Origin of the sequence: Stieleria magnilauensis, assembly GCA_007753675.1 — a bacterium.
Taxonomy (GTDB): domain Bacteria; phylum Planctomycetota; class Planctomycetia; order Pirellulales; family Pirellulaceae; genus Stieleria; species Stieleria magnilauensis.
In genome coordinates, this window is record CP036432.1 from 7722361 (window position 1) to 7735278 (window position 12918).

General features: G+C 59.0%; 4 protein-coding genes. All 4 read left to right on the plus strand.

The window, feature by feature from the left end; translation table 11 throughout:
- Nucleotides 1–78: 78 nt before the first annotated feature.
- The 4 genes from TBK1r_RS27435 to TBK1r_RS27450 all read left to right on the plus strand — a co-directional run bounded on the left by TBK1r_RS27435 (nucleotide 79) and on the right by TBK1r_RS27450 (nucleotide 12882).
- Nucleotides 79–8910 (plus strand): DUF4347 domain-containing protein, encoded by an 8832-nt coding sequence (locus TBK1r_RS27435; RefSeq protein ID WP_145218089.1) that lies wholly within the window; start codon nucleotides 79–81, stop codon nucleotides 8908–8910.
- The gene (locus tag TBK1r_RS27440) at nucleotides 8907–11897 is read left to right on the plus strand and encodes an ATP-binding protein (protein ID WP_145218091.1); all 2991 of its coding nucleotides are present in this window, start codon (nucleotides 8907–8909) and stop codon (nucleotides 11895–11897) included. The genes TBK1r_RS27435 and TBK1r_RS27440 overlap by 4 nt, the downstream gene beginning before the upstream one ends.
- A 187-nt stretch (nucleotides 11898–12084) precedes the next feature.
- Entirely contained in the window at nucleotides 12085–12567 is a 483-nt protein-coding gene (locus tag TBK1r_RS27445; RefSeq protein ID WP_145218093.1) for a CBS domain-containing protein, read from the plus strand.
- A 57-nt stretch (nucleotides 12568–12624) separates the two neighbouring features.
- A complete protein-coding gene (locus TBK1r_RS27450; RefSeq protein ID WP_145218095.1) occupies nucleotides 12625–12882 on the plus strand; it encodes a DUF4404 family protein in 258 nt (85 codons plus the stop codon).
- The last annotated feature ends 36 nt before the right edge of the window (nucleotides 12883–12918 follow it).

A 12918-nucleotide genomic window follows, 5' to 3' on the forward strand; every position in this document is an offset into this window, starting at 1 on the left:
CATTCACGCCGAGGAATCTGACCTACCTTTTTAGAGACGCGTCCCCCTTCCAGATTCCGGCTCTCCCAAGATTCCGCCATGCCCTGGCTCAGTCGTAAACGAAAGAACGATTCTTCGTTGGCAGGCCGAGGCAGGCATTTGCTCGACGCGGCAGTGTTGGAGAAGCGATTGCTGTTCAGTGCAACGCCGATCGCGCCGCCGGTTGATCTGGCAAGTACGGGGGTGGACGTGGACGAGCCCGAAGCGATCGATGTTACTGCCGCCGACACGGTGAGTGACGTCGGAAGCGGTAAGCAATCGGACGACCAGTCGCAACAATCCCGTCGTTTGGAACTGGTTTTCGTCGATGCGGGAATCGAGGATTACCAACAACTGCTCGACGACTTGCGATCCGATCGCGGAAACGCGGACTTGGAAATCTATTTGCTCGACGGGGCACGCAACGGGATCGACCAGGTCGGCGAGATCCTCTCCGGCTACACGGACGTGGACGCCGTTCACTTCGTCTCACACGGCACCCAAGGCCAGTTCCAACTGGGCAACACTTGGCTTTCGATTGACAACTTGGATGCCCACGCTGGATCCATTGCCAGTTGGAACGATTCGCTGCGGGACGGGGCCGACCTGTTGATCTACGGCTGTGACTTGGCGGCGAGTGATGATGGTAGGGCACTGGTGCGGTCGCTCGGGGAACTGTGCAACTGTGATGTCGCGGCCAGCGACGACAAGACGGGACAGCAAACGCTAGGGGGCGACTGGGATTTGGAATTTGTCGTCGGCGGAATCGACACTGACATTGCGTTCGGTTCACCGCTTCAGCGGGAATGGTACGGTTTGCTGGCTGGATCAAGAATCGACGGAAAGATCTATGAGGACGTTAATGGAAACGGCGACGTCGCAGACGATGGTGTAGGGGTCGGCGGTGTCACGGTCGATATCTACTTGGACGACGGGACGACGGTTGATGCGCCTGATTCCGGCGACAGTCTTGTCGGTACAGATACCACAAACGTGACGGGCGCGTACTCCATCAACGGTTTGGCCGATGGGACCTACTGGGTGATCGTTCATTCGCTGCAAATCGCGCCGGATGCGGGATTCAATTTCGGCTATGCCCAGGGCGATGTTTGGGCGGAACAAACGTTCGGCGACACCGGAAGCGTATCGTTCGATGGCGTTTCTTACAGTTTTTCTGGGGCAGCGGGCGCCCACTTTGGCGGCATGCAAGCGGGCGTTTCCGATGATGCGACCTCGTTGACCACGGCACAACACGTCACACGCGTCGTCCTCTCGGGAAGCAATGTGACCGTCGATTACGGATTTAGTTTTCAATCTGTCTCTCACACCGCTGATGCCGATCACGACCTTGTGAACAATCGTTTTTCACAAGGATCGTTGCGACAGGCGGTGCTGAATGACAATGCGGTGGTCGGCGCGAGCACGATTGCGCTGCCGGCAGGGACGTATACGAATGCGTTAGCGACCGACATGGGGGTGCTGGATGACCTGACCCTAAACGGTGCCGATCGCAGCACCACGATCATTGACGGAGCCGGCGTCTCCCGAAGCTTTGACGTCAACGGAACCTTGAACCTCTCCGATGCGACGATTCAGGGTGGCGGTGGTTACACCAAGGGCGGTGCAATCCATGTTAGTTCTGGTGGCGTGGTCGATCTCGCCCGAGTCGTGCTGACGGGCAATACGGCGGACCAAGGTGCTGCGATTTTCAATGGTGGAGTGCTTACCGCGACAGATGTTGACATCTCCGGTAACACCGGCGGCGGGGGAAGCCCGACCGGCGGTGGGATTCATAACACGGAAGATTTGACGCTCAATCGGGTCACCATTCGCAACAATACGGCCGAATTCGGCGGCGGGATTTACGTCGCGAATTCGTCATCGAACGTTTCGCTGACGAACGTCACGATCAGCGGCAATTCGGTGTCGGGGGCAGGTGAAGGAGGTGGGATTTGGACGCGAGCGGCCGTCAACTTGGTGAATTCCACGATCGCGTCCAATACCGCGGTCGACGGTGGCGGCATCTTCAACGATGACAGCGGGCCGGTCGTGACGATCACCAACACGTTGATCGGAGACAACACGGCCTCGGTCAATCCTGATGTGTTCGGCGGATTCACCAGCGACGGATCGAATCTGATTGAGAACACAACCGGAGGCACGGGATTCGATCCGGGCGACATCACCGGCGTCGACCCCAATTTGAATCCGCTGGCCGATAATGGTGGCTACACGCTGACTCATGCCCTCCAGAGGACCAGTCAAGCGAGAGACAACGGCACCACAGTCGGCGCGCCGGCAATCGATCAGCGAGGCAAGTCGCGTTACGCGGCGTATGACATCGGGGCATTCGAATTGCCGTCGCTGATCGTGACGACGGCCGACGATGTGCTGGATGCACCCGACTCGTCAACCATCAGTGCGTTGCTGAGCAACAAGGGCGGCGATGGGGAAATCTCGTTGCGTGAAGCGATCCTCGCCGCTAATGGCACCGTCGGGCTGGATGAAATCCATTTCGATATTGCGGGTGCCGGCCCCCATGTCATCAACATCGATGCGATCCTCGGCGCGCTGCCGACAATTACAGAAGCTGTTGTCATTGACGGCTACACACAGACGGGGGCATCTGCCAACACGTTGGCAGTGGGCAACGACGCGGTATTGAAAATCGCCATCGACGGATTTCCATCTGGTTTGAGCGTGGATGGGTTGACGCTGGCAAGCAGCGGCAGCACGATCCGCGGGCTCAATATTCGTGGCTTCAAGAAGAGTGGTATCGAGATCACCGCCAACGGCAACACGATCGTCGGCAATTTCATCGGAACCAACATCACCGGTACGTCGGCTATCTCAAACGATGACGCCGCGATCAATGTTCTCTCGGCGAACAATCAGATCGGCGGTGCCGCGCCTGCCGACCGCAACGTGATCTCCGGCAACAAACTCGAAGGGATTCTGATCGCCGGATCGGGCAACAATGGAAACACGATTCAAGGGAACTATATCGGGACGACCGCCGACGGCCTGTCTAACTTGCAGAACCAAGCCGAGGGAATCTACATCCAAAACGGATCGTCGAACAATCAGATCGGCGGATCGGGGGCAGGCGAAGGCAATCTGATCTCCGGTAACAAGAAGTCGGGAATTCACCTCAAGGACGCCACGACCACCGGCAACATCATCCAAGGAAACTTAATCGGAGTCGATCGGGACGGCAATTCATCGCTGGCGATGAGTAACGAGGCCAGTGCCATAGTGAGTGATGGGAACAATAACGTCTTTGGGGGGAGCGATCCGGGCGAAGGCAACACGATCTCCTCGTTGGAACCGCTCAAACATGGTATCGAACTCGGTGGTGGTACCGGGAACCTGATTAGCGGCAACAGCATCTTCGATGTCTCGGGATCTGGCATCTTTCTGGTTCCCGCGAGTGGCGCCAACACGGAACCGACGCCACTGACATTGGCCAATGCCGCTACGACGGGGACGACGCTGAGCATCGATGGCACGTACTCCGAAGGACCAGGAGTCACCTTGATAGTCGATTTCTTCTCCAATCCCACGTCGGCCACCGAAGAAGGGAAGGTCTATCTCGGCAGCGACACGTTCGTGACCGACGGTTCCGGGACGTTTACCTCGCTAATCACCGCCACCGTTCCTGTCGGCGATTACATCACCGCAACGCATCGCAATTCCGGCAACAATACAGCGGCATTTAGCAACAACTTCCAAGCCGTCGGTGCCGGGCCTCCGGTGATCACCGGGCTGGCCGGCGATACGCTCTCTTACAGCGAAGGCGATGGGGCGAAAGTCATCGAGCAGGGCGTCAACGCGGTCGTGACTGACGGCGATTCGGCTGATTTCGACACCGGCAATCTGACGGTGGCGATTCTCGCAGGCGGTGATGCAAGCGAAGATCTGCTGTCGATCCGTGACCAGGGCCCGGGTGTCGGAAACATTAGCGTTTCCGGCAGCAACGTCTTGTATGACTTCGGCGGTGGGCCGATCGTGATCGGTTCGTTTACCGGGGGCACGGCGGGTGCCGATCTGGTCGTGACCTTCAACGCCAATGCCACCGCCGTGTCGGCCGATGCGTTGATCGAAAACATCACCTACCAAAACACCGACACCGACAATCCCACGACCTCCGCCCGCACGATTCGATTCACGCTCAACGACGGCGACGGCGGAACGTCTGCAAACTATGACACCACGGTGAACGTTGCCGCACAGAACGACGTCCCGACGATCAGCAACCTGGCCGGTGACACGCTCAATTTCACCGAAGGCAATTCGGCAACAGTCATCGAGCAAGGCGGGGACGTGACGGTCAGCGACGTGGATTCAGCCGACTTCGCCGCGGGCAGTTTGACCGTGTCGGTCGTCGCCGGTGGCGATGCATCCGAAGACGTGCTGGCAATCCGTGATCAAGGTCCGGGCGTCGGAAACATTTCCCTTTCCGGCGGCAACGTGCTGTACGACTTCGGCGGCGGTCCGGTCGGGATCGGCACGTCTAGCGGTGGGTCTGCAGGTGCGGATTTGGTGGTGCTCTTCAATGCCAATGCCAACGCGACCGCCGTCGACGCCTTGATCGAGAACATCACCTACCAGAACGTCGACACCGATAACCCGACCACCGCGTCGCGGACGATTCGATACACGCTCAACGATGGCGATGGCGGCAGCAGCGCCGACCATGACACCACCGTCAACGTCGCAGCGGTGAACGACGCGGCGACGTTAGCTGACATCGCCGGTGACGGGTTCGCCTACATCCAGGGTGCCGGTGCCCTGGTGATCGACCAGGGCGGTGATGCGGTAGTGGCTGACGTCGATTCGGCCGATTTCAACTCGGGTAGCCTGTCGGTTTCGATCGCCGCCGGAAACGACGCCAGTGAAGACGTGCTGGCGATTCGCAACCAGGGAACAAACCCGACTGAAATCAGCGTCGTGGGCTCCAGCGTCTTCTACAACTTTGGTGCCGGATCGGTGTTGATCGGAACCTGGGCCGGTGGCAGCGGCGGCGCAGACCTGGTCGTGACGCTGAATTCATCCGCCGACGCGACAGCGACCTCTGCCTTGTTGCGGAACATCACGTACGAGAATACGGACACCGTCGCCGCGACCACGGGAACACGTACGATTCGCTTCACCGTCAATGACGGCGATGGCGCGGTCAGTTTGAATCACGACGCCACGGTCAACGTCGTGCAAGGTGCACCGGGAGGCGTGTTGAGCGGTCTGGCGTTGTGGTTGAGGGCTGACGCCGGTGTCACCATCGGCTTGGGCGGGGTCAGCCAATGGGAAAACCAGGTCACCAACGCGACGCTGTCCGATCTGCAACAAGTCCTCGCCACTCAGCGCCCCGATCTGATCGCGTCCGGCTTGAATTTTAACCCGATCATTTCGTTTGATGGCATCGATGATCATTTGGCGGACCTCACCGTTTTGGGATCCGACCTCTTTGGAACCGATTCCGCCTCCCTTTTCCTCGCCGGAAGCACCAACGGTTCCAATGGAGTGATGTTGCAGTGGATTGACACGCTCAGCAACCGGGTGAATCTCGAAGACGACATTCGATTTGACTTTGGCGATCTGACGAATGATCAATTGACCGCTTCGGCGCCGAGTGCCGGATACCACATTATCAATGCCCAAACGGCGCCCGGCAGTCCCGCCGGCCTGAGCATCAACATCGATGGTCGGCAAACCGCATCGGGAAATGCAAGCGTCGGCGCTCCACTGGACAACACTCAATTCGGGCAATTCTTCTTGGGTGAGTATCCGGGCGGAGGATTCAACGATGATCTGGACGTCGGCGAAATCGTGATCTTTAAGACGGACCTCAGTGCGACGGATCGATTAAAAGTGGACTCGTATCTGGCCATCAAATATGGTCTCACGCTCGATCAAACCACCGGCACGAACTACCTCGATTCGATGGGGGCGGTCGTCTGGAACGCTGCGACGAACACCGGATACGACAACGACATCGCCGGAATCGGACAAGACAACGCATCGATGCTGGCTCAGGGACAATCTCGATCCGACAACGGCGATGCCATCGTCACGATGTCGGCCGCGTCCAACCAGGACGATCGGGAGTTCCTGATGTGGGGGAACAACGATGCTGCGTTGGGTGAAGTGACCGCAGAGCCGGCAGGCGTGGCGGATCGACTCGCCCGCATCTGGCGCGTCGACGAGACGGGCGACGTCGGAACCACGACGATCACGTTTGATCTGAGCGGGTTGACCTACACCGGCACAACGGCGGCGGATTTTAATCTCATTGTCGATGGCGATGCGGATTTCAGCAGCGGTGCGTCGCTGGTTGCCGCAACCAGTTACAACGCGGGATCCAAGCTCGTCACGTTCACGGGCGTCAACCTGGCTGACGGAAACTATTTCTCGTTGGGCACGTCGATTGCGGTCAACGTCGCTCCGACAATCAACAACCTGGCCGGCGACACGCTCAATTACAGCGAAAGCGATGCGGCGACGGTGATCGAACAGGGAACCAACGTTACGGTCAGCGATGGCGACTCGACAGACTTCGACACAGGAAACCTGACCGTGTCGGTTTTCGCCGGAGGTGATGCCGCCGAAGATGTCTTGGCCGTCCGCGATCAAGGCCCTGGCGTGGGCAACATCAGCGTTTCCGGCAGCAGTGTCTTGTATGACTTTGGCGGCGGCCCCGTCGTGATCGGCACGATGACCGGCGGCACCGCCGGTGCGGATTTGGTGGTCACGTTCAACGCCAACGCCACAGCGATCTCCAGCGACGCATTGATCGAGAACATCACCTACCGGAACACCGACACCGACCAACCCACCAATTCGTCGCGAACCATTCGTTTCACACTCGATGACGGCGACGGCGGCACCAGCGCCGCGCGCGATGTAACGGTGAACGTGGCCTCGGTCAACGATTCGCCGGCGTTCAGTGGCCTTGACCATACACCGACGTTTGTCGAAGGCGGATCGGCGGTGATCTTGGACAACAACGCCACCATCGCGGATGCGGAATTGGGGGCGGCCGATGACTTTAGCGGGGCAACCCTGTCGTTGGTGCGAAACGGCGGCGCCAACGCCGACGACGTGTTTGACGGCAGCGGAACGCTTGATCCGTTGGTCCAGGGCGGCAACCTGGTTGTCGGCGCGACCACCATCGGAACCGTCACCACGAACAGCGGTGGCCTGTTGGTACTGACGTTTAACAGCAACGCCACTGCCGCACGGGTGAACAGCGTCCTGCAACAGATTTCGTATGCCAACAGCAGCGTCATGCCGCCATCGAGCGTTCAAGTTGACTTCACATTCGATGACGGAAATGCGGGGGCCCAGGGCAGCGGCGGTGCTTTGAATGATCTCGGTTCGGTCACCGTCAATCTCACGTCCGTCAATGCGGCTCCGACGATCGATCTGGACGCGAACAATTCCAGCGGTGCGACCGGTGCAGACTTCGACACAACGTTCACCGAAGGCGGCGGGCCGGTCGCGATCGCCGACTCGGCCGACGCAGTGCTCGCCGACATTGATTCGCCCAGCCTGACCCAACTGTCCGTCGTGATCAGCAACATGTTCGACGGGGCCAGCGAATCGCTCTCGGCGGACACCAGCGGAACCTCCATCACCGCCACCTATGCCGCCGGCACGTTGACACTTTCCGGAACTGACACGGTCGCCAACTACCAGCAAGTCCTGCGAACGATTGCCTACAACAACAGTTCGGCCAATCCGGACGCGACCACTCGGCTGATTCAATTCGTCGCCCATGACGGTTTAGCCAACAGCAACGTGGCAACGGCTCGCGTCGACATCGTGACCGTCAACGACGCGCCGACGGCAGCGGACGACAACTTTGTCACGCAAGTCGGCAAAACACTGACCATCGGTGCCGGCGGATTGCTCGCCAACGACTTCGATTTGGACGGCAATGCGTTGACGGTGATCCCTGTCTCGGGGCCGATCACGGGGACACTGACACTGGCCGCCGATGGCTCGTTTCAGTTCACGCCGGCGGCAAACTTCACGGGATCGATCACGTTTACCTACGCCGTGACCGACGGTATCGCGACGAGCGCCCCGACGACGGTCACGATTCAAGTCGCCAAGCCCAACGACCTCAGCGAGGTCACACCGGCGGACATTTTGAGTGCCGGCCCCGATCCAGAACCTGAGCCGGAAACATTGCCGGAACCGCCGGTCGACGAAGAGGATTCCGAGGGCGAAAGTGAATCAGAGCTTGCCACGGCGATTCTTCCAGACGCGATTCTGAACCCTGACGTTCCGTTGGTGTTGACCGGAGGCGCGGTCATTCAGACGACGGACGACGAAATCTTGACGCTGAGCATCATGCCCACCAGCACGCCGGACCTGACCGATGCCGTCCAGGAGTCGGAGCGAATCGCCAGTTTGTCCGATAGCGAGACTGGCCGTGTCAGCCGCCAGTCACGAATCGACTCAACCCGCGCAAGTGTTTCAATCCTTGGGATCGCCAAATTCGACAGCAAGCTACTTTGGGGCGACATGGAGAATCTGCAAGACGATATCAAACAATCGGATATCGCGCCGTACTACTTCGCAGGCACGTTCGCGGGTTTCTCCGGCGCCCTTTCGGTCGGCTATGTGATGTGGACCGTTCGTGGTGGTTTGTTGGCGACCAGCTTATTGGCTCATTTACCGGCCTGGAGTTTTGTCGACCCACTGCTTGTCCTGAACGAATTGGACGATGACGACGACACGGACGACGACTCTTTAGAAGAAATGTTGGACAAGACCGAAAAAGAACGAGAGAACAGCGGACCGGTTGAGACGGAGGGCCAGACGGTGCTCCAGCCAGTGCTCCAGCCAGTGCTTCAGCCAACGGGATCCGGGGAAACCGTTATATGAATTTTTTGAGACTCAACGCCAAAACGCGTATCTCGCTCGGGTTGGTCTGCATGCTGCTGTCGGTGCTGTCCGGAGCGATGATGCTGGGACTGGTGCCGGAACGCGAGTCGGCGATTCGTGAAGGACGCGGTAATCTTTGCGAAACAATCGCGCTGACCAGTTCGGAATACATCTCGTACGGCGAAACCCGTCGCTTGGACCAATTGCTTGAGGCGGTGGTCGAGCGAAACGATGATGTCGTTTCCGCTGGTGTTCGCCGGGCCAACGGAGACTTGGTGTCGGTGTTCGGTCATCACGAATCGGTCTGGCCGAAGGATGAATCGAGTCGGTCGACCGACACGCACGTCCGCGTTCCGATTCGTAGCGGCAAGGACCGCTGGGGAGCGGTGGAGTTGTGTTTTCGTTCGTTGCATGACGACAGTTGGATGGCAACGTTCACCGACCCTTGGATGCTGCTGACCGTATTCGTCTGCCTAGCGAGCTTTCTGCTGTTTCAGCTCTACTTGAAGAAGATGCTGGCCCACTTGGATCCCTCCAAAACGGTTCCCAAGCGAGTGCGGACGGCACTCGACAATCTCGCCGAAGGTCTGCTGGTGTTGGATCGACAGGGGCGTGTCGTGTTGGCCAATCAGTCCTTCGCCGATTGGGTCGGCAGCGAAGCCGACAAGCTATTGGGCAAGAAAGCAGACGAGTTGCCCTGGAATTTGGATCACCTGGAAGGTTCGCCGTGGCACGAAGCGGTGATCTCCGAATCGGTGGTTTCGGGGGGCATGATCGAGCTGAAGCAACCCGGACAACCGGCTCGGACGCTGATCGCAAACGCCTCGCCCGTGCAGGGCAGCGAAGGCAAGTGTCGTGGCGTGCTGGTCAGTTTCGATGACGTGACTCAATTGGAGGAAACCAAACGTGATCTGACCGTCGCCAAGCGCGCCGCCGACGATGCCAATCGCGCCAAGAGCGAGTTCTTGGCACGCATGAGCCACGAAATCCGAACGCCGATGAATGCCATCTTGGGCTACACCGACGTGCTGCGTCGCGGGTTCGACACGTCCGTGACCGATCGCCAGGAATACCTTGATACGATTCATGGCAGCGGCGAACACCTGCTCGCGTTGATCAACGACATCTTGGATTTGTCCAAGGTCGAATCCGGGCAGATGGAACTGGAACTGGGGCCTTGCTCGCCGTACAAATTGATCAAAGAAGTCGTTTCCTTGCTCCGCAGCAAGGCCGACGAGAAAGGCATCTCGCTCAAATTCCGCAATGAAGGTCTGTTGCCCAAGACGATGCAGGGCGACTCGGTTCGTCTGCGGCAAGCGATCATGAACCTCGCCGGCAACGCGATCAAGTTTACCGACCAAGGCGGTGTTGAAATCGTCGCGCGGATCGATCAAGACGCGTCCAAGCGACGAAGCGACGAAAACCTGGTCTTGGCCATCGACGTCACCGATACCGGGATCGGGATTTCACCCGAAGCCCAAGCCAAGGTGTTTGAGCCGTTCGCCCAAGCGGACACGTCGATCACCCGGCGGTTCGGCGGCACCGGGCTCGGGCTGGCGATCAGCAAGCAACTCGCCGAAGCGATGGGCGGCGATATTTCATTGGTCAGCACACCGGGCGAAGGCACCACCTTTACGATTCGAATCACCATCGGAAGCGCCGACGAACTGGAACTGGTTGACCCCGCCGACCAGGCCGAGGCCGAAGAGGAATCCGCGTCGGGCAAAGCCAAGGTGCGGCAGTTGCCGCCCTGCAAGATCCTGGTCGCCGACGACGGTTCTCCCAACCGAAAACTGTTGCAGTTGGTACTCGGCCAAGCCGGCGCCGAAGTTGTCGCGGTGGAAAACGGCCAGCAGGCCATCGACGCGACGAACGAACAGTCATTCGACATCATCCTGATGGACATGCAGATGCCGGTGATGGACGGTTACACCGCGACGCGCCAGTTGCGTTGCTCCGGGTACAGCAAACCGATTTTTGCACTGACCGCCAACGCGATGCAGGGCGATCAGGAAAAGTGCTTCGATGCGGGCTGCAGCGGGTTCTTGTCCAAGCCGATCAAAATCGATCATCTGCTGGAAACCTTGGCCGAGGAACTCGGAGACGAACCGGGCGCAGTAACCACCGAGGCCACTCAGGCCGATGGGGCCACGGCCGACGAGTCCATGGCCGACGAGTTACAGTCCGTGCCCTCACCGGAGAGTGGTGCGGTCGACCCGCCGGTTGAGACCGCCGCCGAAGACGAAGGGAGAATCACGTGCAGTTATCCCCTGGATGATCCCGACTTCTTGGAAATCGCGCAGGACTTTGTCGACGCATTGCGTTCGCGATTGCCCCAGCTCGATCAGCTGCTCGACGATTGTGACTTTGATGCCCTGGCCGCTGAATCACACTGGCTCAAAGGCGTCAGCGGAAGCGCGGGCTTTGAACAGTTCGTCGATCCCGCCTTTGCCCTCGAGCGGCACGCCAAGGCCGGTGATGCCGCCGCCTGTCAGCAGCCACTGAAACGACTGCACAACCTCGCCTCACGCATCGATCTGCCCGGTGACGTCGCCGATTCACCACTTGAGACAATCGAGCCGAGTCGCGAGACGCCCCGGCAAGAGTCGCCGCGGCAAGACGTTCCCTCAGGAGCCGTTTCGGTGCCAACTGTTTCAAGCGAATCAGCAGATCAACCCGAGCAGCCGATTCACTCCACGCTGCCGATGGATGACCCGGAGTACCGCGAGATCGTGATCGATTTCCTGCAGCGATTGGACGGCAAACTGTTGGACATGGATGCTGCCATTGATCGGCAGCAATGGGACGACGTGGCGTCGCTGGCACACTGGCTTCGCGGAACCAGCGGTTCGCTGGGGCTGCCGCAGTTCAGTACACCGACGTTGGCGATGGAGCGATTCGCCGAGTCGGCCGATCCGCAGGCAACCCGGTTGATCATGCAGGATATCCACGGGATCGCCAAGCGAATTGTGGTTCCGGTCGCTTGAGTGTGTCATAGTCGCTCGCGGCAGCCGAAGCGTTGAATTGGAACGCACACCCTGTGACGCCGACGCACGTTTCTGTGCGGTGATCGTCGGACTTTCATTTTTTGTTCTTGCTGGCACGGCATGTGCGGAAAGCGATCGGTATAACAAGTTCTGCACTCGCCGACGTTTTTTCACAAGGGACTCAACGATGGTTGCCCAACAAGATGTTTATACCCGGCCAATCAAAGACATCATGAACCGTGATGTCGTCACGATCAACGCGGCGGGGACGATTCATGAAGCCTTGATCTTGATGGAAGAAAACCGTGTCTCCACGCTTCCGGTGGTCGACAATGATGATCACTGTGTCGGAATCCTGTCGACGTCGGATTTGGTCGACATGACCCGCGATGTCGATGATGACGTCTACGAGCTGGATCATGCCGATCCGGCCAGCCAACGGTTCTTGGTGGAAAAACTGATCCACAGCATGGGCAGTGAGTCGGTGCAGTCGTTCATGAGCGAATCGGTCTCGACGGTGGACGCCAAGGCGACGATCATCAAAGCGGTGCGAAGAATGCTGAAGGATCAAATCCACCACTTGCCGGTCCTGGATGAGAACGGCCGATTGGTCGGAATTGTCTCCACGATGGATATCTTGGGGGAGTTTGCAGACGCGTCCACGGAATAGTCTAATATCAGGTGTGTCCCACCCCTGTGAAAGCGATTTGGCGAGAACAGCTCTGCAATGCGAAACGAACTCGAAGAAGCCCTCCGACAACTGCATACGGCGCTGGAGTCGATTGAGACCCTGGAGCCCGATGAGGCGGAGCGGCTTCGTCGTGCCGTGGCTGAGATTTCCGGCACCCTGGACGAACAGGAAGTCGATTCGGCGACCCTGGCCAAACGGTTGCAGGAGCAAACCGATGCGTTCCAGGAGTCCCATCCCGTGCTGACCCAAACCGTCGGCCGGATCGCCGACATGTTGGCGCAGATGGGCATCTAACAAACCCGCGTTTTCCTGGTTCCGCGGCCTCCTGCG